The organism is Luteimonas sp. MC1825 (genome assembly GCF_014764385.1).
Taxonomy (GTDB): Bacteria; Pseudomonadota; Gammaproteobacteria; order Xanthomonadales; family Xanthomonadaceae; genus Luteimonas.
In genome coordinates this window covers 519,119-543,266 of sequence record NZ_CP061714.1, presented here as the reverse complement: position 1 = coordinate 543,266, position 24,148 = coordinate 519,119, and the positions used below count along the sequence as shown (strand labels likewise).

Annotated in this window: 22 protein-coding genes; 15 read left to right on the top strand and 7 right to left on the bottom strand. The window is 71.4% G+C overall.

Annotated elements, in window-relative coordinates; all coding sequences use genetic code 11:
• The first annotated feature begins 8 nt into the window (after positions 1–8).
• Positions 9–2,906, top strand: a complete 2,898-nt coding sequence (locus tag IDM46_RS02530; RefSeq protein ID WP_185114725.1) for a valine--tRNA ligase — start codon at positions 9–11, stop codon at positions 2,904–2,906.
• 21 nt (positions 2,907–2,927) lie between these two features.
• On the opposite strand, the gene rimI is transcribed toward IDM46_RS02530, so the two are convergent.
• Genes rimI through pssA form a run of 3 tightly spaced genes read right to left on the bottom strand, consistent with a single transcriptional unit; the run spans position 2,928 to position 4,434 of the window.
• The gene (rimI, locus tag IDM46_RS02525) at positions 2,928–3,401 is read right to left on the bottom strand and encodes a ribosomal protein S18-alanine N-acetyltransferase (RefSeq protein ID WP_182822837.1); all 474 of its coding nucleotides are present in this window, start codon (positions 3,399–3,401) and stop codon (positions 2,928–2,930) included.
• Positions 3,398–3,661: a hypothetical protein gene (locus tag IDM46_RS13645; RefSeq protein WP_182822839.1), complete on the bottom strand. Its 264-nt coding sequence runs from the start codon at positions 3,659–3,661 to the stop codon at positions 3,398–3,400. The genes rimI and IDM46_RS13645 overlap by 4 nt, the downstream gene beginning before the upstream one ends.
• Positions 3,658–4,434 (bottom strand): CDP-diacylglycerol--serine O-phosphatidyltransferase, encoded by a 777-nt coding sequence (pssA, locus tag IDM46_RS02515; RefSeq protein WP_182822841.1) that lies wholly within the window; start codon positions 4,432–4,434, stop codon positions 3,658–3,660. Before pssA ends, IDM46_RS13645 begins: the two co-directional genes overlap by 4 nt.
• Positions 4,435–4,569: 135 nt before the next feature.
• Between pssA and IDM46_RS02510 the strand changes: the two genes are divergently transcribed.
• The 4 genes from IDM46_RS02510 (at position 4,570) to IDM46_RS02495 (ending at position 7,510) form a co-directional block, all read left to right on the top strand.
• Positions 4,570–4,956 carry a DUF4124 domain-containing protein gene (locus IDM46_RS02510; RefSeq protein WP_185114724.1) on the top strand — a complete coding sequence of 129 codons (387 nt, stop codon included), beginning with the start codon at positions 4,570–4,572 and terminating at the stop codon, positions 4,954–4,956.
• A gap of 12 nt (positions 4,957–4,968) precedes the next feature.
• Positions 4,969–5,247 (top strand): DUF4124 domain-containing protein, encoded by a 279-nt coding sequence (locus IDM46_RS02505; RefSeq protein ID WP_185114723.1) that lies wholly within the window; start codon positions 4,969–4,971, stop codon positions 5,245–5,247.
• A gap of 85 nt (positions 5,248–5,332) precedes the next feature.
• Complete coding sequence (locus IDM46_RS02500) at positions 5,333–7,066, top strand: proline--tRNA ligase (RefSeq protein WP_185114722.1); 1,734 nt, start codon at positions 5,333–5,335, stop codon at positions 7,064–7,066.
• 57 nt (positions 7,067–7,123) lie between these two features.
• Positions 7,124–7,510: an H-NS histone family protein gene (locus IDM46_RS02495; protein ID WP_182822850.1), complete on the top strand. Its 387-nt coding sequence runs from the start codon at positions 7,124–7,126 to the stop codon at positions 7,508–7,510.
• Positions 7,511–7,576: 66 nt separating this feature from the next.
• Here the strand turns inward: IDM46_RS02495 and IDM46_RS02490 are convergent, their stop codons facing one another.
• Positions 7,577–8,821 (bottom strand): threonine/serine exporter family protein, encoded by a 1,245-nt coding sequence (locus tag IDM46_RS02490; protein WP_185114721.1) that lies wholly within the window; start codon positions 8,819–8,821, stop codon positions 7,577–7,579.
• 78 nt (positions 8,822–8,899) lie between these two features.
• Here IDM46_RS02490 and IDM46_RS02485 point away from each other — a divergent pair, with 78 nt between their 5' ends.
• The 4 genes from IDM46_RS02485 to IDM46_RS02470 are packed head-to-tail and all read left to right on the top strand — an operon-like array spanning position 8,900 to position 12,400.
• Positions 8,900–10,018, top strand: a complete 1,119-nt coding sequence (locus IDM46_RS02485; protein ID WP_343203851.1) for an ABC transporter permease — start codon at positions 8,900–8,902, stop codon at positions 10,016–10,018.
• Positions 10,015–10,809, top strand: coding sequence for an ATP-binding cassette domain-containing protein (locus IDM46_RS02480; protein ID WP_223878007.1), 795 nt, complete (start codon positions 10,015–10,017; stop codon positions 10,807–10,809). Before IDM46_RS02485 ends, IDM46_RS02480 begins: the two co-directional genes overlap by 4 nt.
• Before the next feature lie 2 nt (positions 10,810–10,811).
• Positions 10,812–11,738, top strand: coding sequence for an MlaD family protein (locus IDM46_RS02475; RefSeq protein ID WP_182822855.1), 927 nt, complete (start codon positions 10,812–10,814; stop codon positions 11,736–11,738).
• A 5-nt stretch (positions 11,739–11,743) separates the two neighbouring features.
• Positions 11,744–12,400 (top strand): ABC-type transport auxiliary lipoprotein family protein, encoded by a 657-nt coding sequence (locus IDM46_RS02470; protein WP_185114720.1) that lies wholly within the window; start codon positions 11,744–11,746, stop codon positions 12,398–12,400.
• Here the strand turns inward: IDM46_RS02470 and IDM46_RS02465 are convergent.
• Positions 12,389–12,988: an alpha-ketoglutarate-dependent dioxygenase AlkB gene (locus IDM46_RS02465; RefSeq protein WP_185115236.1), complete on the bottom strand. Its 600-nt coding sequence runs from the start codon at positions 12,986–12,988 to the stop codon at positions 12,389–12,391. The two genes, IDM46_RS02470 and IDM46_RS02465, sit on opposite strands and share 12 nt — an antisense overlap.
• Before the next feature lie 99 nt (positions 12,989–13,087).
• Between IDM46_RS02465 and IDM46_RS02460 the strand changes: the two genes are divergently transcribed.
• The gene (locus IDM46_RS02460) at positions 13,088–14,743 is read left to right on the top strand and encodes an electron transfer flavoprotein-ubiquinone oxidoreductase (RefSeq protein WP_185114719.1); all 1,656 of its coding nucleotides are present in this window, start codon (positions 13,088–13,090) and stop codon (positions 14,741–14,743) included.
• A gap of 13 nt (positions 14,744–14,756) precedes the next feature.
• Here IDM46_RS02460 and IDM46_RS02455 read toward each other — a convergent pair whose 3' ends face one another.
• Positions 14,757–16,274: a hypothetical protein gene (locus IDM46_RS02455; RefSeq protein WP_185114718.1), complete on the bottom strand. Its 1,518-nt coding sequence runs from the start codon at positions 16,272–16,274 to the stop codon at positions 14,757–14,759.
• Positions 16,275–16,399: 125 nt separating this feature from the next.
• On the opposite strand from IDM46_RS02455, the gene IDM46_RS02450 reads away from it, so the two are divergent.
• From IDM46_RS02450 to IDM46_RS02430, 5 genes are read left to right on the top strand one after another with little or no spacing between them, the layout of a single operon-like run.
• Complete coding sequence (locus IDM46_RS02450; RefSeq protein WP_182822863.1) at positions 16,400–17,362, top strand: glycosyltransferase family 2 protein; 963 nt, start codon at positions 16,400–16,402, stop codon at positions 17,360–17,362.
• On the top strand, positions 17,355–18,389 hold the full coding sequence (locus tag IDM46_RS02445; RefSeq protein WP_182822865.1) for a hypothetical protein: 1,035 nt from the start codon (positions 17,355–17,357) through the stop codon (positions 18,387–18,389). Before IDM46_RS02450 ends, IDM46_RS02445 begins: the two co-directional genes overlap by 8 nt.
• Entirely contained in the window at positions 18,389–19,156 is a 768-nt protein-coding gene (locus IDM46_RS02440) for a class I SAM-dependent methyltransferase (protein ID WP_185114717.1), read from the top strand. The genes IDM46_RS02445 and IDM46_RS02440 overlap by 1 nt, the downstream gene beginning before the upstream one ends.
• Positions 19,153–20,301: a dTDP-4-amino-4,6-dideoxygalactose transaminase gene (gene rffA / locus IDM46_RS02435; RefSeq protein WP_223878006.1), complete on the top strand. Its 1,149-nt coding sequence runs from the start codon at positions 19,153–19,155 to the stop codon at positions 20,299–20,301. The genes IDM46_RS02440 and rffA overlap by 4 nt, the downstream gene beginning before the upstream one ends.
• The gene (locus IDM46_RS02430) at positions 20,294–22,534 is read left to right on the top strand and encodes a hypothetical protein (protein ID WP_185114715.1); all 2,241 of its coding nucleotides are present in this window, start codon (positions 20,294–20,296) and stop codon (positions 22,532–22,534) included. Before rffA ends, IDM46_RS02430 begins: the two co-directional genes overlap by 8 nt.
• Here IDM46_RS02430 and IDM46_RS02425 read toward each other — a convergent pair.
• The gene (locus IDM46_RS02425; protein WP_182822871.1) at positions 22,531–24,075 is read right to left on the bottom strand and encodes a hypothetical protein; all 1,545 of its coding nucleotides are present in this window, start codon (positions 24,073–24,075) and stop codon (positions 22,531–22,533) included. The two genes, IDM46_RS02430 and IDM46_RS02425, sit on opposite strands and share 4 nt — an antisense overlap.
• Between the last annotated feature and the right edge of the window lie 73 nt (positions 24,076–24,148).

Here is a 24,148-nt window from a genome sequence, read left to right as displayed (position 1 = left end):
GTCCCTGAATGACCCTTGCCACCGGCTACGACCCCAAGTCCTTCGAATCCCGCCTGTACGCCCAGTGGGAAGCCAGCGGCGTGTTCGCGCCCTGCGGCGACGGACCCGCGTACTCGATCCTGCTGCCGCCGCCCAATGTCACCGGCACCCTGCACATGGGCCATGCGTTCCAGCACACGCTGCAGGACGCACTGGTCCGCTACCACCGCATGCGCGGCTTCCGCACGCTGTGGCAGATGGGCACCGACCACGCCGGCATCGCCACCGAGATGGTGGTGGCGCGCAACCTCGACCGCGAGGGCCAGGGCGAAACCCGCGATTCGCTCGGGCGCGAGCGCTTCATCGACAAGGTATGGGAGTGGAAGGGCCAGTCCGGCGACACCATCGCGCAGCAGATGCGCCGCGTCGGTACATCCGGCGACTGGTCGCGCAGCGTGTTCACCATGGATCCGATCGCGTCCACGGCGGTGGTCGAAGCCTTCGTGCGCATGCATGGCGAGGGCCTGGTCTACCGCGGCCAGCGCCTGGTCAACTGGGACCCGGTGCTGAAGACCGCGATCTCCGACCTGGAAGTGGTGAGCGAGGAGGAGGACGGCTTTCTGTGGTCGATCGCCTACCCGCTGGCGGATGGCGCGCATTACGAACACGTCGAGCGCGATGCCGACGGCAACGAGACCCTGCGCGAGACCCGCGACTATCTCGTCGTCGCCACCACGCGCCCGGAAACCATGCTCGGCGACAGCGCGGTGATGGTGCATCCAGAGGACGCGCGCTACGCGCACCTGGTGGGCCGCAGCGTGACCCTGCCGCTGACCGGGCGCGCGATCCCGGTGATCGCCGACGCCTACGTCGATCGCGCGTTCGGCACCGGCGTGGTCAAGGTGACGCCCGCGCACGACTTCAACGACTACGCGGTGGGCCAGCGCCATGCGCTGCCCATGGTCAACATCCTCACCCCGGACGCGCAGGTGGTGTCCGACGACGATGCCATCCCGGCCCACTACCGCGGCCTGGACCGCTATGACGCGCGCAAGGCCGTGCTCGCCGACCTGGAGGCCGCCGGCCTGCTGGTGGAAACCGCGCCGCACAAGCTGCAGGTGCCGCGCGGCGACCGCACCGGCCAGGTCATCGAGCCTTACCTCACCGACCAGTGGTTCGTGAAGATGGACGACCTAGCGCAGCGCGGGCTGGACCTGGCGGACGGCGTCGACGGCGAGCCGGGACGGGTGAAGTTCGTGCCCGGCAACTGGATCAACACCTATCGCCACTGGATGGAGAACATCCAGGACTGGTGCATCAGTCGCCAGCTGTGGTGGGGCCACCGCATCCCCGCGTGGTACGCCGACGACGGCGCGATCTACGTCGGCCGCGACGAGGCCGAGGCGCGTGCGCGCGCCACCGAAGCCGGCTACGGCGGCCCGCTCAGCCAGGACAGCGATGTGCTGGAGACCTGGTTCTCCTCGGCGCTGTGGCCGTTCAGCACCATGGGCTGGCCAGATGCCGGGGCCATGCGCGAGCGCGGCTTCGAACAGTTCCTGCCATCGAGCGTGCTGGTCACCGGCTTCGACATCATCTTCTTCTGGGTCGCCCGGATGATCATGATGACCGACCAGCTGACCGGCCAGGTGCCGTTCCACGACGTCTATGTCACGGGCCTCGTCCGCGACAAGGACGGCCAGAAGATGTCCAAGTCGAAGGGCAACATCCTCGACCCGCTGGACCTGATCGACGGCATCACGCTCGACGACCTGGTCGCGAAGCGCACCAGCGGCCTGATGCAGCCGAAGATGGCCGACAAGATCGCCAGGGCCACGCGCAAGGAGTTCCCCGACGGCATCCCCGCGTTCGGCGCCGACGCGCTGCGCTTCACCATGGCCGCGCTCGCCGGCCCCGGCCGCGACATCAAGTTCGACCTCGCCCGCGCCGAGGGCTACAAGAACTTCTGCAACAAGCTGTGGAACGCCACGCGCTTCGTGCTGATGAACACCGAAGGCATGGCGGCCACGAGCCCTGTTGCCGCGGGCAACGCCGAGGACCTTCCCTTCACGCCGGTCACCGATCCGGAGAAGTGGATCCTCGCCCGCCTCGCCGCCGTCACCGCCGAGGCCGAGGCGCACTTCGCCAGCTACCGCTTCGACCTGCTGGCGCAGGCGCTGTACGAGTTCGCGTGGAATGAGTTCTGCGACTGGTTCGTCGAACTGGCCAAGCCGGCGCTGCAGGGCGACACCGGCACGGCGGAAGGCCGCGCCGCGGCCGACAGCACGCGCCGCACGCTGCTGCTGGTGCTCGAGCGCCTGCTGCGCCTGCTGCATCCACTGGTGCCGTTCGTCACGGAGGAGCTGTGGCTGCAGGTCGCGCCAAGGCTGGGCATCACCGCCGACACCATCATGCTGCAGCGCTACCCGCAGGCGGGCGATTTCGCCGGCCTGGACGTGGCGCGCGCCGAGGCCGACGTGGAGTGGCTGAAGGCGATGGTGTCCGCGCTGCGCCGCATCCGCAGCGAACTCGGCGTGTCGCCGGCGAAATCGATCCGCCTGCTGCTGGCAGGTGGCAGCGCCGACGACGCGGCGCGCGCGGCGCGCTTCGCCCCCGAGCTCAGGTTCCTCAACCGGATCGAGGCGATCGAGGTGGCCGCTGACGAGCCGCCGCCGTCCGCCGCCGCGATGGTCGGCGAACTGCGGCTTTACGTGCCGCTCGACGGCCTGGTGGACCTGGATGCCGAACGCACCAGGCTCGACAAGGAACTGAAGCGCGTGGCGGGCGAGTTGGCCAAGTCGCAGGCCAAGCTGGCCAGCGAGACCTTCGTCAGCAACGCGCCGGCGGCGGTGGTCGAACAGGAGCGCACGCGCCTGGCCGACTGGAATGCGCAGCGCGACACGCTGGCGGCGCAGCGCGCGCGGCTCTAGCCGCCTGCGTCACCACGGCATTCAGTCGAACAGCTCGATCGCCATCACGATGGCGTCCTCGCGGCCCTGGTCGGCGGGGTAATAGCGCGGGCGGCGGCCGATCTCGTTGAAGCCTTCGTCCTCGTAGAGGGCGATGGCGTTGGGATTGGACGGACGCACTTCAAGGAACACCCGGCAGGCGCCGCGCCCGCGCGCTTCGCGCAGCAGCGCGCGCAGCAGGTGCCGGCCGTAGCCACGGCCCTGGCGGTCGGGATCGACGCAGACGTTGAGTACGTGCGCCTCGTCGGCGGCGATGCTGAGCACGCCGTGGCCGATGAGCGCGCCGTCGAGCGCCAGCACCCACGCCGGATAGCCCGAACGCAGGCAGTCGCGGAAGATGCCCGGCGTCCACGGGTACGGGTAGGCGCGGCGCTCCACCACCATCACCGCATCCAGGTCGGCCTCGCGCATCGGCCGCATGGTCGGCTGCGGCGCGGGCTCGACCGCGGCGCTCATCGTGGCGTGCCACCACGCAGCGCGCGCAGCCGCGGCCACAGCGCGCGCTTGGCGCGCGGATCGGCGCGCAGCGACGCCAGCGGCGGCAGCGAACGCAGCAGCGCCGCGGCGCCCGGATCGTCGATCGCGCGGCGCGCGGCGCGCAGCAGGGCGTGCGCGAGTGCATCGTCCGGCACTTCGTCACCGGGCACCGGCGCGCGCGCATAGACCTGGTGGCCGAGCGCCTCCAGCACCTCGCGCTGCCACGGGTCCCAGTTCACGCCACGCCACCGCCGGTGCGCGTGCGGCGCAGGCGCCACAGCCACAGCGCCGGGCCGGACAGCGCGTACACGCCCAGCACCGCGAGCAGGGTCTTGGGCGGATCGATCCACAGCGCGATCAGCGCCGCCACGATCAGCAGCAGCGAAAAGAACGGCACCCGGTCCGAGCCGGGGCCCCTGCCCCTGCCCTTGAAGCTGGTGTAGCGGAACTGGCTGACCATCAGCAGGCCGCAGACCACGGTGATCGCCAGTGCCGCGTAGCGCATCGCCTCGCCGCTGAGGTCGAGCGTGTGGAAGGTCCACACCGAGCTGGCCATCACCCCGGCGGCGGCCGGGCTGGCCAGGCCGATGAACCAGCGGCTGTCGACCTTGCCGACCTGGCTGTTGAAACGCGCCAGGCGCAGCGCCGCGCAGGCGGCATACAGGAACGCGGCCAGCCAGCCGACCTTGCCCAGCGTGGTGCCGTCGAACTTCATCGCCACCAGCGACCAGTGGTACATCACCAGCGCCGGCGCCATGCCGAAGCTCACCAGGTCGGACAGCGAGTCGTATTGCACGCCGAAGTCGCTCTGGGTGTTGGTGAGCCGCGCCACGCGGCCATCGAGGCCATCGAGGATGGCGGCCACGAAGATCGCGATGCAAGCGGCTTCGATCCGCCCCTGCGACGCCGCGATGATGGCGAAGAACCCGCCGAACAGCCCACCCGTCGTGAACAAGTTGGGCAGCAGGTAGATGCCGCGCGCGCGGCGCGGCTGGGGCGTCTGGTCATCCATGGCGGCAAGTGTACCCGCGGGGCGCCGGCCACCACCCGCGGCGTGCCGGTCACGGAACCACGCCGCCGTGCTTGCGCCGGCCGCCGCCCGGTGCTGCAATCCCGGGCCAACGCCTTCGCAGACAGGAGACCCCGCATGAACCGCATCGTCCTCGGCATCGCCATCGCACTGGCCGCGCTTCCCGCCGCCCACGCGCAGCAGACTGCCGGCGAGGTCTACCAGTGGAAGGACGCCAGCGGCGTTACCCACTATTCGCAGACGCCCCCGGCCAATGGCCGCTACGAGCAGCGCGTGATCAACGCCGCCGGCAGCGCGGCCCCGGTCGCCCAGGCCGCGGTGGTGGCGCCGGAGAACGCGCAGTGCGCAGCGGCGCGCGCCAACATCGCCGCGCTGCAGACCAGCGGCGACGTGCAGCAGGACACCGACGGTGACGGCAAGCCCGACCAGGTGCTGGACCCCACGCAGCGCGCCAACCAGATGGAATTCGCGCAGGCGGCGGTGAAGGCCTACTGCACGCCCTGACGGCACGCCGCGTTGGATACCCGCTGGGCCGTGGTTGCAGGCATCGCCGCCGGGATCGCGGTGGCCTGGTGGTTCTCGCGCGAGCCCGAAGCGACCGACGACCCACGCCGCGCACGCGCGGAGCAGGCTGCCGCTGCCAACGCCGAAGACGCACGCCCGGTGCTCTATCGCTGGACCGACGATGCCGGCGTGGTGCAGGTGACACAGGAGCCACCGCCGCGCGGCCGGCACTTCGAAAAGGTCGATATCCAGCCGCGCGACGGCATCGAAGTCGACGGCCGGCGCCGCTGACGCAGGCGCGCCGCGGCGCGCCGGATGCGGCCCCGCCCGTGCTGCATGGCACAATCAGCGGCCTCGCCACGACCACAAGCCGCCGATGCGCCTGTCGCAGTTCCATCTCCGCACCGAAAAGGAAACCCCGGCCGAAGCCGAGCTGGTCAGCCACAAGCTGATGCTCAAGGCGGGAATGATCCGCAAGCTCGCCGCCGGCATCTACACCTGGTCGCCGCTCGGCCTGCGCGTGCTGCGCCGCGTGGAAGCGGTGGTGCGCGAGGAAATGGACGCCGCCGGCGCGCTGGAAATGCTGATGCCGTCGATCCAGCCGCGCGAATTGTGGGAGGAAACCGGGCGCTGGGAAAAGTTCGGCGGCCAGCTGCTGAAGATCCGCGACCGCAAGGACGCCGAGTACGCCTACGGGCCCACGCACGAGGAGGTCATCACCGACTTCGCGCGCCAGGAGCTGGCGAGCTACAAGCAGCTGCCGGTCACCTTCTACCAGGTGCAGGCCAAGTTCCGCGACGAGATCCGTCCGCGTTTCGGCGTGATGCGCGCGCGCGAGTTCCTGATGAAGGACGCCTATTCGTTCGACATCGACGCCGAGGGCATGGCGCATTCGTACGCGCGCATGCATGCCGCCTACACCCGCATCTTCAGCCGCCTGGGCCTGCGCTTCCGCGCCGTGCTGGCGGACTCCGGCGCAATCGGCGGCGACGCCTCGCAGGAGTTCCACGTGCTTGCCGAGTCCGGCGAGGACGCGATCGCCTGGTCGGACACCGGCAGCAATGACGCGGCCGGCTACGCCGCCAACGTCGAGGCCGCGCGCGCCGCGGATCCTGCGCCGCGCGCGGCCGCGTCCGAAGACATGCACGCGATCGCAACGCCCGTGCAGAAGACCTGCGCCGACGTCGCTACGCTGATGGGCATCGCCCTGCAGCGCACGGTGAAGTCGGTGGCCGTGATGGGCCACGACGCCGACGGGCAGCCGCAGTTCGTGCTGGTGCTGGTGCGCGGCGACCACGACGCCAACGAAGTGAAGCTGGGCAAGGTGCCCGGCCTGGGCGCATACCGCCTGGCCACCGAAGCCGAGATCCTCGAGCACCTTGGCTGCGAGCCCGGCTTCCTCGGCCCGGTGGCGCCGGCGCGCCCGGTGCGCGTGGTCGCCGACCGCGACGTCGCGGCGATGGCCGACTTCGTGGTCGGTGCCAACCGCCCCGGCGAGCACCTCGCCGGCGTGAACTGGGGCCGCGACCTGCCGGAGCCGGACACGGTCGCCGACGTGCGCAGCGTGGTCGACGGCGATCGCGCCGAGGACGGCGGCGTGCTGCGCATCGTGCGCGGCATCGAGGTCGGCCACATCTTCCAGCTCGGCGACACCTACGCGCGCGCCATGGACTGCAAGGTGCTCGACGACACCGGCAAGGCCGTGGTGCCGATGATGGGCTGCTACGGCATCGGCGTGTCGCGCATCGTCGCCGCCGCCATCGAGCAGAACCACGACGCCGCCGGGATCATCTGGCCCGAGGCGATGGCGCCGTGGGCGGTCGCGGTGTGCGTGATCAATCCGAAGAACGATCCCGCCGTGCTGGCCGCTGCGACCGCGCTGCATGACGACCTGGCCGCGGCCGGCGTCGACGTGGTGCTCGACGACCGCGGCCTGCGTCCGGGCCCGATGTTCGCCGACATGGAGCTGCTCGGCATCCCGCATCGCGTGGTGGTCTCGGCGCGCGGGCTGGAATCCGGCACGTTCGAATACCGCGCGCGCACAGCCGCCGAGGCCGAGAGCCTCGATCGCGAGGCGCTGTTCGCACGCGTGGCCGCGCGCCCGCATTGAAATGAAACCGGGCCGGCAATGCGCCGCCCTCCCCCTGCATTACAACCGGAGCACACGATGGCAATCGACCTGCAGAACCTGTCCGCGAAGGAACTGGACACCCTCATCAACAAGGCGAAGGCGCGCAAGACCACGCTGAAGAAGCGCAAGCCGATCACCACGGTGCGCGCCAGGCTCAAGGCCGCCGCGGCCGCCGAGGGCTACACCATCGCGGAGCTGTTCGGCACCGGCGCGGCCGGCGCGGCGCCCGCGGCCACGCGCAAGACCGGCAAGGCCGCCAAGCCCGCCAAGGCCGGCCGCACCCTCGGCAAGGTCGCGCCGAAGTACCGTAACCCGGAAAACCCGGCGGAAACCTGGACCGGCCGCGGCATGAAGCCGCGCTGGCTGGCCGCGCAGCTGGCCGCCGGCAAGTCGGCCGAAGAGTTCCTGATCGCCAGCGAGTAAGCGTCCACGCGGGATTGCCGCGACCTGCCCTTCGGGCATCTTCCCCCGCACGCGGGGGAAGGCCGGCTACAGGTTGCGACGCGCCGGCAACGCCAGGTTGCCGAAGATCAGGCCGGCGACGATCGCCAGCAGGATGTTGACCACGGCGAGTGCCGCGTCCTGGCCGGCCACCAGGTCCTGCTGCTGGATCGAGGTCATCAGCGTGCGCACGCTGGAGCTTCCGGGGACCATCAGGATGATGCCCGGCACGCGCACCACCGCGCCCGGGCGCTTGGCCCAGCGCGCGTAGCCGTTGCCGGCCACGGTGACCAGCAGGGCGGCCAGGAAGATCCCGACCTCGCTGCCCCAAGCGCCACCCGCCAGCCGCGACACCAGGTACGCGCCCACCGCCGACACCATCACCAGCCAGTAATCGCGCGGCTTGGCGCGGAACAGCACCGCGAACGCGAACGACGCCAGGGCGAGCGCGCACCACTCCACCCAGTCGGGCTGCGGCCGCCACGCGCGCACCTGCGGCTCGATCCCGACCAGCTCCGCCGCGCCAAGCGCGATCATCGTGCCCACGGTGAGCATGATCATGGTCGCCACCGCGCCGGCGAATCGCGCGGTGCCCGACATCAGGTGCTGGCTGGTCAGTTCGTTGATCGCATTGGTCAGCGCCAACCCGGGCATGAGCACGATCAATGCCGAGATGATCACGGTGTTGAGGTTGAGCGGCACCACCCAGGCGGCCACCAGGATGGTGATCGCAGCGGCGACCATGGCACTGACCGCATCACCGGCTTCGCGCAGGCGCGGGCGGGTGCGCGCGGCCTTGTGCAGCATGCCGATCACCAGCCCGATCGCTGCCGTGAGCGCGATCTCGAGCCACGGCAGGCGCAGCAGTCCGGCCACGCCGGCCGCGGCGAGGCTGAATCCAAGGACCTGCAGGGCGTTGCCGCGCTTGCCGGCCGGACGGTCGAGCGCGCGCAGCGCGGCATGGCCGGCAGCCACGTCGATGTCGCCCGCGAGGACCTCCTCCGCGATGCGGTCGACGTCGCACAGCCGCGACAGGTCGGTCTCGCCGGGCGGCATGCGGATCACGCGCGTGGTGTCGCTGTCGCCCGGTGGCCGCATCGGATCGCTGAACGACAGCACCATCGCGGTGGGGCTGGCCGAGGGCTCGCATTCCAGCCCGAGGCGCTCCGCCACCTGCACCAGCGCGCCTTCCAGGCGTGGCGAGGTGGTGCCATAGGCGTGCAGGTGTTCGGCCAGTTCGACCATGAAGGCGATACGGGCGGCGTAGGCCTGTTGGGGGAACGGTCGCGACATGGCGTGAAGGATCGCATGCGCCGCCTTCACGGTGTTCGGTATCCTCCGTGCAACTTCGCGACGACCCGCCCACGCACGATGCCAGTCCCCGCCACCACCGCGCCCAGCATGGCCCCCGACCCGGACGACGCCGGGCGCTGGCGGCTGGTCGGGCGCTGGACGCTGCGCAACGCCGAGGTCTTCACCGCCGCGCTGCGCGCCGCGCCCGACGGCATTGCCGGCATCGACGCGCGAGGCGTGGAGCGTCTCGACACCATCGGCGTGCTGCAGCTGATGCGCTTCGCGCGTTCCCGCGACCTCGGGCTCGAGTCCCTCGAATTCCACGAGGACCACCACGCGCTGGTGGCGGCGATCGAGGACGTGGTGGACGACCGGCCGCGCAAGCGCCGCGAGTACGGCTTCGCCGCGGCGCTCGGGCGTCTGGGCTTCGCGGTCAAGGACAACTGGAACGAGACCGTCGCGCTGGTGAGCTTCCTCGGCGAGAACCTCGTCAAGATGCTGCGCATGGTGAAGGAACCGCGCCGGTTCCGCGGCACCGCCACCGTGTTCCACATGGAGCAGGTCGGGCTGGACGCGGTGCCGCTGGTGATCCTGCTGTCGTTCCTGGTCGGCGCGGTGATCGCCTTCCTCGGCGCCAACATCCTGGTCGACTTCGGCGCCACCATCTTCGTCGTGGAGCTGGTGTCGATCGCCTTCCTGCGCGAGTTCGGCGTGCTGCTGACCTCGATCCTGCTGGCCGGCCGCACCGCCAGCGCGTTCACCGCGCAGATCGGCGCGATGGTGAGCCGCGAGGAGATCGACGCGATGCGCACCCTGGGCCTGGATCCGGTCGACGTGCTGGTCATCCCGCGGCTGCTGGCGCTGCTGGTGATGCTGCCGCTGCTGACCTTCATCGCCATGGTGTCGGGCCTGCTGGGGGGCATGGCGGTGGGCGCGTTCGAGCTCGGCATCCCGCCACAGGCGTACCTGGCGCGGATGCACGACCAGATGGAGATCCGGCACTTCCTGGTCGGCATGTCCAAGGCGCCGCTGTTCGCGATGGTGATCGGCCTGATCGGCTGCCTGGAGGGGCTGCAGGTCAAGGGCACCGCGCAGTCGGTCGGCGAGCGCACCACGTCCAGCGTGGTGCAGACGATCTCGCTGGTGATCATCTTCGACGCGCTGGCCGCGATCTGGTACATGCAGGTGGGCTGGTGAGCAACGACGAGCCGATCATCCGCGTCCGCGGGCTGTGCACCCGCTTCGGCGAGCAGGTGGTGCACGAGGACCTCGACCTCGACGTGCGCCGCGGCGAGATCCTCGGCGTGGTGGGTGGCTCGGGCAGCGGCAAGTCGGTGCTGATGCGCTCGATCATCGGCCTGCGCAAGCCCGATGCCGGCACCATCGAGGTGATGGGCGTCGACAGCGCGTCCGACGATCCCGCCGACCGCACCTATGTCGAGCGGCGCACCGGCGTGCTGTTCCAGGACGGCGCCCTGTTCTCGTCGCTCACCGTGGGCGAGAACGTCGAAGTGCCGCTGCTGGAGCACTATCCGGCGCTGGACGACTCGCTGCGCTACGAGCTCGCGCTGCTCAAGATCAAGCTGGCCGGGCTGCCGGCGGACGCACTCGCCAAGCTGCCGTCGCAGCTCTCCGGCGGCATGCGCAAGCGCGCCGGCCTTGCGCGCGCGCTGGCGCTGGACCCGCCACTGCTGTTCCTGGACGAGCCCACGGCCGGCCTGGATCCGATCGGCGCGTCGGCCTTCGACCACCTCACCCGCACCCTGCAGCAGGCACTGGGGCTCACGGTGTTCCTCATCACCCACGACCTGGACACCCTGTACGCTGTCTGCGACCGCGTAGCCGTGCTGGCCGACCGCAAGGTGGTGGCCGTGGGGCCACTGGCGGAGATCGAGCGCCTCGAGCACCCCTGGGTGCAGGAATATTTCAATGGTCCGCGTGGTCGCGCGGCACAACGGGCGACACAGCGCGCCGCCGAGGACACTTGACGATGGAAACCAAGGCCAACTACGTGCTGATCGGCGCCTTCACCCTGGCCGCGGCGCTCGCGTTGCTGGTGTTCGGTCTGTGGGCCGCCAAGTTCTCCACCGACCGCAACTGGCGGAGCTACCACGTGGTGTTCAACGAGCCGGTCACCGGCCTGCTTGAAGGCAGCGTGGTGCAGTACAACGGCATCGCGGTGGGCACGCTGGACGCGCTGTCGCTGGCGCCGCAGGATCCGCGGCGCGTGGTGGCGCGGATCCGGGTGGAGGCCGGCGTACCGGTCAAGATCGACACCCGCGCCAAGCTCTCGGTGACGGGGCTGACCGGCTCGACCTTCATCCAGCTCACCGGCGGCAGCCCGGACGCGCCGCACCTGGAGGCGCGCGAGAACGGCGCGATCCCGGTGATCCTCACCGAAGCCTCGGCGCTGCAGAACATCGCCGACACCGCCAACCGCCTGGTCGCGCGCCTCGACCTGGTGCTCAGCGAGGAAAACGTCGAACGCATCGCGCGCACGCTGGAGAACATCGAAGGCATGACGGGCGCGGTCGCCGGCCAGCGCGAGGACCTGGCCGCGCTGATCGTCAACGCACGCCTGGCCAGCGAGAACCTGGTGGACGTGGTGGAAACCTCCAACCGCGCGATGACGGGGCTCGAGCGCGAGTTCGTGGCCAAGCTGCCCGGGCTGGTGGCGGACCTGGAATCAACGCTGGCCAAGATGGATTCCGCCGCCAACAGCGCCGACCTGATCCTTGGCGAGAACCGCAACGCCATCAACAGCTTCGCCAACGACGGTCTGGCACAGCTCGGCCCGACGCTGTCGGAGCTGCGTTCGCTGGTGCGCGACCTGCGCCGCATCGGCGACCGCTTCGATTCCAATCCCGCGCGCTACCTGCTCGGCCGTGACGCGCCGAAGGAGTTCGAACCCGAATGAAACCCATGACCGCACTCGCACGCATGGCCGTCGCGGCCACCGCACTGGCGCTCGGCGCCTGTTCGATCCTGGGCGGCGCCGGCGAGCGCGAGCGCGCGGCGATCTACGCGCCCGACCCGCGCGTGGCCGCCGACCCCGCGTGGCCGCGCGTCGACTGGCAGCTCGCCATCAATCCGCCGAGCGCCGCGCGCACCGTCGACACCTTCCGCATCGCGGTGCGCCCGTCTCCCGGCGAGCTGCAGGTGTATTCGGGTGCCAGCTGGGCGCGCTCGCCGACCGACATGGTCGAAGAGGTGGTGCTGCGCACGCTGGAAGACTCCGGACACATCGCCGGCGTGTCCCGCCGCGGCAGCGGCGTGGCACCCGACTATCGCCTGCTGCTCGACCTGCGCCGCTTCGAGGCCGACTACGCCGGTCGCGCCACGCCGGCGGCGACCATCGAACTGCACGCCAAGCTGCTGCATGCGCGCTCGCAGGGCATCGTGGCGTCGCGCACCTTCACCGTGGCGGAGCCTGCGGCGGGCACCGACGTGGCGACGGTTGCCGCCACCTTCACCACCGCGCTGGAGGCGCTTGGCCGCGACGTGTCCGGCTGGACGCTGTCCACCGGTGCCGGGCATGCCCGCACGGCACCGCCGCCGGCATCCGCTTCAAGGCGCTGAGCGGATCCTGCGGAATGTCAGGTTGATCCGCGGCCCCACCGGGCGCGCGGTGCGCGGCAGCGCATGGCGGTAATGGCGCTGGGTGTCGCCGGCCATGCGCAGCAGGCTGCCGTGGCCAAGCTCGAACACCCGCTTCCGCGGCGCGACCGCCGAACCGGCGCCAACCCGCTCTTTCAGCACGAAGCGCCGCGTGGCCCCCAGGCTCAGCGATGCGATCACCGGCCGCGGCCCGAGTTCCGGCTCGTCGTCGCGGTGCCAGCCCATGCTGTCGCGGCCGTCGCGGTAGAGATTGGCGAGCACGCTGTTGAACTCCTCGCCGCAGGTTTCGGCCACCCGCACGCGCAGGTCCGCCAGCAGCGGTGGCCACGGATGCGGTTCGAAGCGCGTGCCGGAATAGGTGTAGCCGGCACCGGGGTCGCCGATCCAGCACGACAGGCGCGGCGAATCGACCAGGCGCCCGAACAGGCGGATGCGATGCACGGACCACGGCACCTCGGCCTGCAGGTGCGCGAACAGCGCGTCCGCTGCGTCCTGCGCAAGCCAGGCCGGAGCAAACGCGAGATCGGCTCCTTCGAGCGTGACCGGGATGAGCGCCATGGCGCGCACGCTAGCACTTCACCGCCACGGCGGTTTGCCGCGCACCGCGCGAGCCGCGACAATCACCGCACTGCAATACGGGCCGCACGCATGAACCAGCCAGCCGAACCTGCCACCACCGTCGACGTGCCCGAGCCCGAGCGCGATGTCATGGAATACGACGTCGTGACGGTGGGCGCCGGCCCCGCCGGCCTGGCCTTCGCGATCCGCCTGAAGCAGCTCAACCCCGACATCTCGGTGTGCGTCATCGAGAAATCGAGCACCATCGGCGCGCACATCCTGTCCGGTGCGGTGATCGAGCCGGGTCCGCTCGATGCCCTGCTGCCGGGCTGGCGCGACAACCCGCCGCCGGTGTGCGTACCGGCCGGCGAGGACGAGCTCTGGTACCTGACGAAGGACGGCGGCCGCAAGTTCCCGATGGTGCCGCCGGGCATGCGCAACCACGGCAACTTCATCGTCAGCCTCGGCGCGATGTGCGCGTGGCTGGCGCCGCAGGCCGAGGCACTGGGCGTGGAGATCTATCCGGGTTTCTCCGCCGCGCAGACGCTGCACGCCGCCGACGGCCGCGTCACCGGCGTGCGCATCGGCGACATGGGCATCGCCCGCGACGGCTCGGAGAAGGCGGGCTACACCGCCGGCATCGACATCCATGCCAAGGTCACCGTGCTCGCCGAAGGTGCGCGCGGACACCTCACCAAGCGCCTGGTGAAGCGTTTCGAGCTCGATGCCGACAGCGACCCGCAGGCGTATTCGATCGGCATCAAGGAGCTGTGGCAGCTGCCCGCGGGCCGCGTGACGCCCGGCAAGATCGTGCATTCGCTCGGCTGGCCGGCGGACAACAACACCTATGGCGGCAGCTTCCTTTACCACCTCGAGAACGACCAGGTGGCGCTGGGCTACGTCAGCGGCCTCGATTACAGCGACCCGGAATACCGGCCGTGGGAGGCGTTCCAGCAGTGGAAGAACCACCCCACGGTCAAGCCGCTGCTTGAGGGCGGCACCATCCTGTCCGCCGGCGCGCGCGCCATCGTCACCGGAGGGTGGCAGTCGCTGCCCAAGGTGGAGATGCCCGGCGCGCTGCTGATCGGCGATACCGCGGGCCTGCTCAACGTGCCCAAGATCAAGGGCACCCACCAGGCGATCCGTTCCGGCATGCTCGCCGCCGAACACCTTGCCGCCGGCGACCTGGCGGCGGAAGGCTACGACGCGAAGCTGCGCGAGTCCGACGCCATGCGCGAGCTGCGCGCGGTGCGCAACATCAAGCCCGGCTTCAAGAAGGGATTGTGGTTCGGACTGGCCAATGCGGCGCTGGAAACGGCGCTCGGCGGGCATACCCCATGGACGCTCAAGGTCACGCCCGACTGGTCATCGCTGGACAGGCTCGGTGGCCAGGCGCAGCCGGACCGCGACTACGTGAAGCGTGACCTCGCGCCGCGCGACCGGCTCGCCGGCGTGTACTTTGCCGCCACCGAGCATGACGAGGACCAGCCGGTGCACCTGCTGGTGCACGACACCGAAGTCTGCGTGACGCGCTGCGCCGAGGAGTACGGCAACCCCTGCACGCGCTTCTGCCCGGCCGGCGTATACGAGATCGTCGAGGACGCGCAGGCCGCGCACGGCAAGCGGCTGCAGATCAACGCCGCCAACTGCGTGCACTGCAAGACCTGCGACATCAAGGATCCCTACGAGATCATCACCTGGGTAACGCCGGAAGGCGGCGCGGGGCCGAACTACCAGAACCTGTAGGCGACGCGCCCGCTCAGTCCGCCGGCGCCGCGGGCTGCGGCAGCGGTCCTGCGGCGCGCGCCAGCTCGGGGTGGCGGGCGCGGAACCGCGGCGAGAACAGGTTCAGGCGATGTTCGACCAGCATCGCCATCAGCGCCACGCGCGAGGCCTCGGGGCGCACGCAGACGTCGACGCCGACCGCACACCCGGCCGGCGGATGCAGCGGGTCACGCGCCATCGCGGCCATGTCGCGCGCCATGTGCGCGTAGGCGTCGCGGTGGCCCGGCACCTGCTGCCAGGCGTGCAGTGCCAGCGGCAGCTGCAGCAGCAGCAAGGCCGCCGCGGCGGACCACGCGAGCGCGCGCGAACGCCCCGTCGCGAGCGCGCCCTCGGCCAGCGCCATCAGCAGCAACGCGACAATGCCGACCTGATAGAACACCGAGTAGCGCCCCTGGTCGAGGAAGGCGGTGCCACGCACGAATACCCGGCCGAACAGCACGCCGGCGACCATCGCGTAGAACAGCAGCATCAGCGCGACCGCGAGGAACCAGGCCGCCCCCGGGCGCAGGCGCCACGCCCGCCACCAGAACCATGCATGCCCGGCACCCACCAGCACCGCCAACGCGATGCGCGCCGCCAGCCAGCCGTCGCCCAGCATCGCGCGCAGCGCCGCGCCCGACACCAGCCCCGCGCTGAGCGGCGTGGCCAGCCACGCCCACGCGTCCCGCCACTGCGCGGCCAGGCCGGCGACCCGCGCGGCCAGCCCGACGTTGAAATCGGCACTGGTGCTGCCGCGGATCTCGCCGAACAGCGCGTACGCGCCACGACAGGCCAGCAGCACCAGCACCAGCAGCGCGACGACACGCCACGCGCCACGCAGGCGCTGTTCGCGCGCACCGGCCAGCAGCAGCGCGGGCACGGTGGCGGCGACCAGCAGGATCGCCGAGTCGTCGCCGACGATGCCGCAGGCGGCCATGGCCACGACCAGCGTCCACGCGGGCCCGCCGCGGTAGGCGTGCCAGGACGTGGCCAGCACGGCGAAGGCCGACAGGTAGAACGCGTGCGCCATCAGCACCATCGGGTAGGCATAGACATCCACGCTGGCCGGGGCCAGCTGCACCACCAGGATCGCGGCCAGCAACAACACGACCAGCGGCGCCGCCGGCACATGCCCGCCGCGTCCGCGCAGCACCACGGCGCAGAGCAGCACCCAGCCGGCCACCACGCAGGCCAGCGCCACGCGCGCTTCAAGCATGAAGTCGAGTCCGGCCCAGCGCGCGTTGGCGAGCATCAGCAGCTTGCCCAGCGGTTGCGCGTGGTCGACGCCGGCCCGCTTGACGAGGAAATCGCCGAAGCCGGCGCCCTCCTCCAGCGCCACCTTCAGGAAGGTCTCGATGAAGGTCCAGTTGTCGGAGTACACCAGCGGATTGGCGATGCTGCCGGCGAGCGCGACGGCATGCGCGATCGCCAGCAACGCGGGCAGCGCCAGCAGCCAGGCGAGCTGGGGCGCGTGGCGCGGTGCGCCGGGTGCGCGCGCGGGGCTCGAGGGCATGCGTTCGGTGCCGGTGTTGACCGGTCGCGAGTATAGCGGCGACCACCGTAGCGCCTGGCGGCGCGATGTCCATTGGGCGCGGCTTGCGGCACTATTGCCCGGCACCTTCCGCAGCGCCGCGAACCATGCCCACCGCTCCGCCATCGCCACCCACGCTCAGCATCGTCACGCCGGTCTACGGCTGCGCGGGCTGCGTGGAGGACCTCGTGGAGCGCTGCCTGCGCGCGTTCGACGACCACGAGCGGCTTGAAATCCTGCTGGTCGACGACGCCAGCCCGGATGGCGCCTGGATGCGCATCGAGGACCTTGCGTTGCGCCACCCGCAGGTGCGCGGACTGCGCCTGTCGCGCAACTTCGGACAGCACGCGGCGATCTACGCGGGGCTCGAACACGCGCGCGGCGCCCACGTGGCGGTGATGGACTGCGACCTGCAGGACGCCCCGGAGGCGATCCCGTCGCTGCTGGAGCGTGCGCGCGAAGGCGTGGACATCGTCCATGCACAACGCACCGGGCGCCGCGACACGCTCGGCAAACGACTGAGCTCGTGGTGCTTCTACCGCCTGCTCGGCTGGCTGTCCGGCGTGCCGCAGGACCATCGCGTCGCCAACTTCGGCGTGTATTCGCGGCGCGTGGTGGACCTGTTGCTGCGCATGCCCGAAAGCGAGCGCTGCTTTCCGTTGATGGTGCGCTGGACCGGCCTGCCGTCTGCGTCGCTGCCGGTGGTGCACGCCGAGCGCGCTGCAGGACGCAGTGCGTACAGCCTGCGCGCGGCCGCCCGCCTTGCGCTGTCGATCGTGCTGTCGCACTCGGACAAGCCGCTGCGCCTGGTGGTCAAGCTGGGCATGGGCGTGTCGCTGTTCTCGTTCGCCGTGGTGCTGGCGGCGGTATGGCTGTATTTCAGCGGCCGCACCGGCGTGGCCGGCTACACCAGCATCATCGCGTCGATCTGGCTGCTGTGCGGGATCCTGATGTTCTGCGTCGGCGTGGTCGGCCTGTACGTCGGCCAGGTCTTCAAGGACAGCAAGCGCCGGCCGGCGTTCGTGGTGGAGCGGGAAACGTCCGCGGTGGAGCCCGTGTTCGATGCTTGAGCATGCCGGCCTCGCCCGCTCGGCGCCCGACAGCGCGCGTTTCGGCCTCGATGTCTGGCGCGCCACGCGGCTCGACGGCGATCCGCTGCCGGCGCTGCTGGCCAGCGCCGCCGACGTCGCCATCTACCGCCTGCCGGTGGGTGCGTCGCAGCAGGTGCGCGCGCTTGCCGGCCTCGGCTTCGAGGTGATCGATGCCGGGGTGCTGGTCTATTACACGGTCGACCTGCAGCGCCGCGTGCCGCATGCGCCCGCCAATGCCGACGTGGACATCAGCCCGGCCACGCCGGCCGATGACGACGCGCTGGCCGCACTGGTCGATGCCAGTTTCGGCGGCTACGCCAGCCACTACTTCGCCAATCCGCTGTTCGCACCGGAGCTGGCCCTGGCCGGCTACCGCGAATGGGCGCTGGCCCATCGCGGCGGCGCGCGTACCGCGAGCTGGGTGGCACGCCGCGCGGGGCGCATCGTCGCCTTCGCCTGCTGCGAGGCCGACGCCGCGGCCGGCATCGCCAACGGCGGCATCTACGGCGTGCTGCCCTCGGAAGCCGGCAGCGGCCTGTTCGGCGACCTGATCCGCCACACGCAGCGCCACTACCGGGCGCTCGGGTTCGCGGAAATGCGCATGTCCACCAAGGTCGACAACTTCGCCGTGCAGAAGGTCTGGGCGCGCGAGGGATACCACCTGTACGCCGCGTACGACACGCTGCATGTCAACGCGATGCTCGGTGCGCCGGGCGTGCCCACGGTGTCACGTGGCTACGCCGCCGGCGCGCTGCGCGACCAGGCCGACGGGTGGCCGCTGCCGGTCGGCGACATCGCCACCCTGCTTGCCGATGCCTGTGGCGCGCCGGTGCAGCTCGACAGCCTGGCGCAGCTGCCGCTGGCCGTGCCGGATGCGCGCCGCGCCCATAGGCTCGAACTCCGCCAAGGCTGGGCCGCCAGCGGTGGCCGGCGCCGCGCCAATGCCTGGCTGCGCGACGATGCCGGACGCGCCTGCGCGCTGGTGCAGGCCGGGTTCCGTACGTGATGGGCGCGCGCAGCGGCGGCTATGACGCGGCGTTCTTTCCAAAGCTGGCGGCGCTCGAGGCCGGCAACTTCTGGTTCCGCGCGCGCAACCGCCTGCTGCTGCGCCTGCTTGCGCGTCATGCCGGGCACGTGCGCGACTACCTTGAAGTCGGCTGCGGCACCGGTTTCGTGCTCGCCGCGGTGGCCGAACGCTTTCCCGGCTGGCGCATCAGCGGCAGCGAGTTCCTCGCCGACAGCCTGCCCTATGCACGCGCACGCGTGCCGCGCGCCAGCCTGCTGCAGCTCGATGCGCGCGCGCTGCCGTTCGACGCGGGCTTCGACGCGATCGGTGCCTACGACGTGCTCGAGCACATCGATGACGACGGCGCCGCACTGCGCAGCATCCACCAGGCCCTGCGGGCCGGCGGCATCGCGGCGCTGAGCGTTCCGCAGCATCCGTGGCTGTGGAGCGAACAGGACGTCGCCGCGCACCACGTGCGCCGCTACGCGCGCGGCGAGCTGGAGGCCAAGCTGCGCGCCGCGGGCTTCTCGATCACCTGGAGCGGCAGCTTCACCGGCGTGCTGCTGCCGCTGATGGTGCTGTCGCGGCTGCGGCCGCGCCGCCCCGGCGCCGCCCATGACCCGCTCGCCGAACTGGCGTTGCCACGGCCCGTCGATGCGCTGCTCGACCTGGCGATGCGCATCGAAGGCGCGCTGGTGGCATGCGGGATCCGGCTGCCGCTGGGCGGCAGCCGCGTGGTGATCGCGCGCAAGGCGGTGCACGCATGAGTGCGCCCGGCATGATCCCCTTCAACCGCCCGCACATGACCGGCGGCGAACTCACCAACATCGCCGGCGCGCATGCCGCGGGTCACCTGTCCGGCGACGGCGCGTACACCCGCCGCTGCCACGCCTGGCTGGAGCGCGAGACCGGCGCCAGGCGCGCGCTGCTCACCCATTCCTGCACCGCGGCACTGGAGATGTCGGCGCTGCTCGCCGACGTCGGCCCCGGCGACGAGGTGATCCTGCCCTCGTACACGTTCGTCTCCACCGCCAACGCGTTCGTGCTGCGCGGCGCCACGCCGGTGTTCGTCGACGTGCGCGCGGACACGCTCAACATCGACGAACGCCTGGTCGAGGCGGCGGTGACGCCGCGCACGCGCGCCATCTGCGTGGTGCATTACGCCGGCGTCGGCTGCGAGATGGACGTGATCCTGGCCATCGCCGCGCGCCACGGCCTGGTGGTGGTGGAGGACGCCGCGCAGGGGATCATGTCGCGCTGGCGCGGCCGGCCGCTGGGCAGCATTGGCGCGCTGGGCACGCTCAGCTTCCACGAGACCAAGAACGTGATCTGCGGCGAAGGCGGCGCGCTGCTGGTCAACGACCCGGCGCTGGTCGCGCGCGCCGAGATCATCCGCGAGAAGGGCACCGACCGCGGCCGCTTCTACCGCGGCGAAGTGGACCGCTACACCTGGTGCGACCTCGGCTCGTCGTTCCTGCCCGGCGAGATCACGGCGGCGTTCCTGGCGGCCCAGCTCGACCACGCGCGCGCGCTCACCGATGGGCGCCTCGCGCTGTGGGCGCGATATCACGCGTGGGCACAGGCGCACGAGCAGGCCGGGCGCGTGCGCCGCCCGGTGGTGCCTGCGCACTGCGAGCACAACGCCCACATGTACTACCTGCTGGCACCCGACCTGGCATCGCGCACGCGCATCCTGGAATCGCTGCGCGCCGACGGCGTGCTGTCGGTGTTCCATTACGTGCCGCTGCACTCCTCGCCCGCCGGGGCCCGCCTGGGCCGCGCGCACGGCACGCTGGAGATCACCGACGACGTCGCCGCGCGCCTGTTCAGGCTGCCGATGTGGATCGGCCTGGACGCACACATGGACCGCGTGCTCGAGGCTGCCGACCGCGCGCTGCATACGCTTGACTGACATGCGCCCGCCGCAGGCAAGGCACTGGTCGATGCGCTTGCTGCGCGAGCTGGCGCTGCTGCTCGCGGTGATGGCGGCGGTGTTCGCGATCGCCCGCGTCCACTACGCGGGCGAAACCCTCGCGCGCGGCCCGGACCAGGCCGACATGCTGCTGGCGTTCTTCAACGAGGCCAGCCGCGCCATCGCCGCGGAAGGCCCGCTGGCCGCGATGTACACCGAGGGCGTGCGGGCCGGAGAGTCGAACTGGTCGAACCCCAACTACCACATGCTTTATCCGCTGTATTTCAACTGGGCGGGGGCGGATGCATCGCCCGCGGCGACACTGGACCGCTTGAACTTCATCGTCATGCTGCACCTCGCCCTGCTCGGTGCAGGCGGCTGCGCGCTGGCCCGCGCGCTCGGCGTGCGCATGGCGCTGGCGTGCGCGGTGGGCCTGGCGCTGCCGTGGTTCCCCGCGGTGCGCAGCGCGGCCGGCTGGCCGCACATCATCGCCGGCATGGCCTGGCTGCCCTGGGTGCTGGCCGCGCAGGCGCGCCTGTACGCGGTGCCCGGATGGCGGGCGCAGGCGCCGATGGCGTTCGCACTGGCGGCCGCGGCGACGCTGCTGGTGTATGCGCATCCCGCGCAGAACCTGGTGTTCGCGGCATGGGCATCGGGCGTGGCGTGGCTGGCGGTCGCGGCGCAGGCCGTGCCGGCACGCGACAGCGATGCGCGGCGTGCGTTCGCCACCACCAGCGCATGGCTGGCGCTGGCCGCGGCGCTGGTGTTCGCGGCCACTTGGCCCTATCTCTCCGAAATCCTGGCCTTCCACGCGCGCGCGATCCGCTGGCTGGGTGAATCGGGCGGGCATGTGGTCGGCAACCAGCCCGTCCCGGTGGCCGCGCTCCGCCACCACGCGCTGGCGCCCGTCGATGCCGGGCTGCTGGTGGCGTTCGAATACCGCCGCGGCATCGGCAATGCCTACCTGGGGGCCGCGGTCGTGCTGGCCGCGCTTGCGGTCTTCGGGCGCTGGTTGCCGGTGCTGCCCGCCACGCGCTTCGCGCGCGCGCTGCTGGTGGTCGCGCTGCTGGCGGCGGTGTCGTGTTTCCTGCCGATGGCATCGCTGCTTGCCGCGGTGCCGCTGGCGAACAAGGTGCGCGAACTGACCTGGTGGTCGTGCCTGGCGGTCGTGCTGCTGTTGCCGCTCGCCGCGCTGGGCCTGCAGTCATTGCGGCTGCGCACGCCGCCGGCGCTGCTGCGCGATCCGTGGGCGTGGCTGGGCGTGTTCGCCGTCGCGGCCACGGCCGCCCTCACCCTGGCCGGCGGCAGCGGCTACCGCGGCGGCGCCCTGCTCGCGTCGGTGGTCGCCTTCGCGGCGCTCGGCTGGTGCCTGCGCGCTCGGCGCGGCGGTGGCATCGCCCTCGCCCTGGCCTGCGTGGCGCTGCTGGCGGGCAGTGCGTGGGCGCCGTTCATGCACAACAAGCGCTTTGCCCGCGACGACGCGATGCTGTTCCATGCCGACCGCGTGCAGGCGCATGCCGACGCCGCGGCGCTGGCCGCACGGCTGCCATTGCGCGACCGCTACCGTTTCATGCTCGGTGGCAGCATCGACAATGCCCACCTGCTGACGCATGCCTGGACCATGCATGGCTTCCGCTCGATCCATGGCGGCATCGGCCCGGCCGAGTACGCGAAGTACCGGCTGCTGGCGCAGGCAACCCCGCTGGTCATGGCGCTGTACGGCGTGCGCTGGTCGCTGTGGCCGGAAGCCGATGCGCGCCCCGGCGACGAGCGCCTGCGCCCGGGCCTGGTGCTGCGCACCCATCCCGATGCCTTGCCGCGCCTGTATTTCCTGGCCGGTGGCATGGACGTGGTGGACGACCCGGTCACCACGCTGCTTGCAGCAGGGCCGGTTTCGCCATTGCGCGCGCTGGTGCGTGCCATCGACCTGCCCGCCGGCGTCGATGCCGTGGCGCATGCCGGCCCGGGGCGCATCGGCGGCCGCGTCACCCTGCAGCGCAACGCAGGCACGGTGCTGCTGGCGACGGTGGATGCGGACGGCCCTGGCCTGCTGGTGCTCAACGAGGATCCCGCCGCACGCTGGCGCGCCACCGTCGACGGCCACACCGCGCCGATGTTCCGCGTCAACGGCTACCAGGTCGCGCTGGCGATTCCGGCGCGCGGACGCCACAGCGTGCGCATCGAGCGTCCCGGCCAGTTGATGGGCCGGACTGGCGCGTCGCAGGCGCCCTAGGGTCCGGCCACGGCACCGCCGCTGGCGGCGCACAGGTCGCGGCCGGTCATGCGCGTGCCGCGCCCGTGGGCGTCGAACACCAGCACCGGCAGCGTTGGCTGCGAACACGCGTGGGCAGGCGGTGCAACTGACACCCGCAGGTCGTGCCGCGGCTTGCGGCCGCCCTGCGCGGGGTTCCGGTAGCACGACGTCTCGCCCGGGGCCAACACCAGCCAGCGCTGTTGAAAGCCCCGCTTGCGGGCCAGGTAGACCGTGCCGTTGCCGCACCAGGGCGAGTTCTCGCCCAGCCCGTGCAGCCCCACCAGGGGCGCATCCTGCAGCGCGGCACGCTCCTGCTCGAGGGCGTCGAGCATGTGCCGGTTGACCGACTCGCCGGCCGCGTAGCGCGCGGCGAGATCGAGCCGTGCATCGTGGTGCAGCAGCGCCGCGCCCAGCGCAACCGCGATCGCGGCCAGCGCGGGCACCGCGCGGCGCGGCATCGCCGCGTGCCGTGGAACGCGCTGCGCGAGCAACGTCAGCGCGACTGCGACGATGGCTGCCATCCACGGCAGCCACGCATACGCCCGGTACACCGGCATGTTGTTGGGAATCAGCGCGTACGGCACCGCGAGCGAGACCACCGTCGCCGCGAACCAGGCCAGGCGCACGCGCAGCGTCGGCGCCGCGACCCACAGGGCGGCCCATGCCGCAGCGGCCAGCAGTGTCGCCACCCATGTGTAGCCGAAGAACAACATGCCAAACGCACGCAGCAGTGCCGCGGGCGCGAGCTCCACCGCGTACGACGCGCTGCTGCTGTCGGGCGTGAACAGTCCGGCGACAAAGGGATTCCGGTCATAGGCCTGCCACGCCATCGAGCCGACGGCAATCGCGACAAACAGCACCGATAGCGCAATCCGTGACCCACGCGGCCACGGCGTGGCGCCGCGCCCCACCGGCAGGCATGCGCTACCAGGCGCCCACAGCAGCGCGACGAGCAGCAACGGCGGCAGCACGAAATCCTCCTTGGCGAACGCGCTGGCCAGGTAGGCCAGCGCCGCAAGCGCGCACCGCCAGGCACTGGCGCGTCGCCAGCCGTGCCACAGCAGCAGCAGGCAGGCCAGGCCGAAGCCGTGCGACACCAGGTTGGTCATCAGCCCGAGGTACTTGCCGTGCTGCAGCGCGGCGGGATGGCTGGACAGCACGGCGCCGCAGGCCAGCGCCGCAAGCACGCCCGGACGCACGTCGAAGACATCGCGCACCAGCAGCAGCGCAAGCCAGGCCACCAGCACCGCCGACGCGTTGAGCACCACGTAGGACGCCAGCTGGCCGCCTGCGGCGACCAGGAAGATCACGTTGGTCGACACCGGGCGCTTCCAGTCCCAGCCCATGTCGGCGAGCGTGCCGGCGAGGAACGAGAAGTCGTCCGGGTGGTTGGGGAACGGGCTGTTCGGCGTCAGCACGAAGTTGAACACCAGATGCGTCGCCGCCAGCACGAGCAGCAGCATCGCCGCATGCGCGCGGTCGCGCCCGTGCGGGACGGGGCTGGAGGGCTCGGTGGTCATCGTGGTGTCCTGGGCCTGCCGCATGCGGCGGCCGATCATAGCGTGGCGCCGCCGCCGTCCGGTGCGGCGGGTG

What these genes read in the sequence shown, in the direction of transcription:
- IDM46_RS02530 (WP_185114725.1), top strand. Translation starts at nt 9, where the DNA reads ATGACCCTTGCCACCGGCTACGACCCCAAGTCCTTCGAATCCCGCCTG.
- rimI (WP_182822837.1), bottom strand. Translation starts at nt 3,401, where the DNA reads ATGAGCGCCGCGGTCGAGCCCGCGCCGCAGCCGACCATGCGGCCGATG.
- pssA (WP_182822841.1), bottom strand. Translation starts at nt 4,434, where the DNA reads ATGGATGACCAGACGCCCCAGCCGCGCCGCGCGCGCGGCATCTACCTG.
- IDM46_RS02510 (WP_185114724.1), top strand. Translation starts at nt 4,570, where the DNA reads ATGAACCGCATCGTCCTCGGCATCGCCATCGCACTGGCCGCGCTTCCC.
- IDM46_RS02500 (WP_185114722.1), top strand. Translation starts at nt 5,333, where the DNA reads ATGCGCCTGTCGCAGTTCCATCTCCGCACCGAAAAGGAAACCCCGGCC.
- IDM46_RS02495 (WP_182822850.1), top strand. Translation starts at nt 7,124, where the DNA reads ATGGCAATCGACCTGCAGAACCTGTCCGCGAAGGAACTGGACACCCTC.
- IDM46_RS02490 (WP_185114721.1), bottom strand. Translation starts at nt 8,821, where the DNA reads ATGTCGCGACCGTTCCCCCAACAGGCCTACGCCGCCCGTATCGCCTTC.
- IDM46_RS02485 (WP_343203851.1), top strand. Translation starts at nt 8,900, where the DNA reads ATGCCAGTCCCCGCCACCACCGCGCCCAGCATGGCCCCCGACCCGGAC.
- IDM46_RS02475 (WP_182822855.1), top strand. Translation starts at nt 10,812, where the DNA reads ATGGAAACCAAGGCCAACTACGTGCTGATCGGCGCCTTCACCCTGGCC.
- IDM46_RS02470 (WP_185114720.1), top strand. Translation starts at nt 11,744, where the DNA reads ATGACCGCACTCGCACGCATGGCCGTCGCGGCCACCGCACTGGCGCTC.
- IDM46_RS02460 (WP_185114719.1), top strand. Translation starts at nt 13,088, where the DNA reads ATGAACCAGCCAGCCGAACCTGCCACCACCGTCGACGTGCCCGAGCCC.
- IDM46_RS02455 (WP_185114718.1), bottom strand. Translation starts at nt 16,274, where the DNA reads ATGCCCTCGAGCCCCGCGCGCGCACCCGGCGCACCGCGCCACGCGCCC.
- IDM46_RS02450 (WP_182822863.1), top strand. Translation starts at nt 16,400, where the DNA reads ATGCCCACCGCTCCGCCATCGCCACCCACGCTCAGCATCGTCACGCCG.
- IDM46_RS02445 (WP_182822865.1), top strand. Translation starts at nt 17,355, where the DNA reads ATGCTTGAGCATGCCGGCCTCGCCCGCTCGGCGCCCGACAGCGCGCGT.
- IDM46_RS02440 (WP_185114717.1), top strand. Translation starts at nt 18,389, where the DNA reads ATGGGCGCGCGCAGCGGCGGCTATGACGCGGCGTTCTTTCCAAAGCTG.
- rffA (WP_223878006.1), top strand. Translation starts at nt 19,153, where the DNA reads ATGAGTGCGCCCGGCATGATCCCCTTCAACCGCCCGCACATGACCGGC.
- IDM46_RS02425 (WP_182822871.1), bottom strand. Translation starts at nt 24,075, where the DNA reads ATGACCACCGAGCCCTCCAGCCCCGTCCCGCACGGGCGCGACCGCGCG.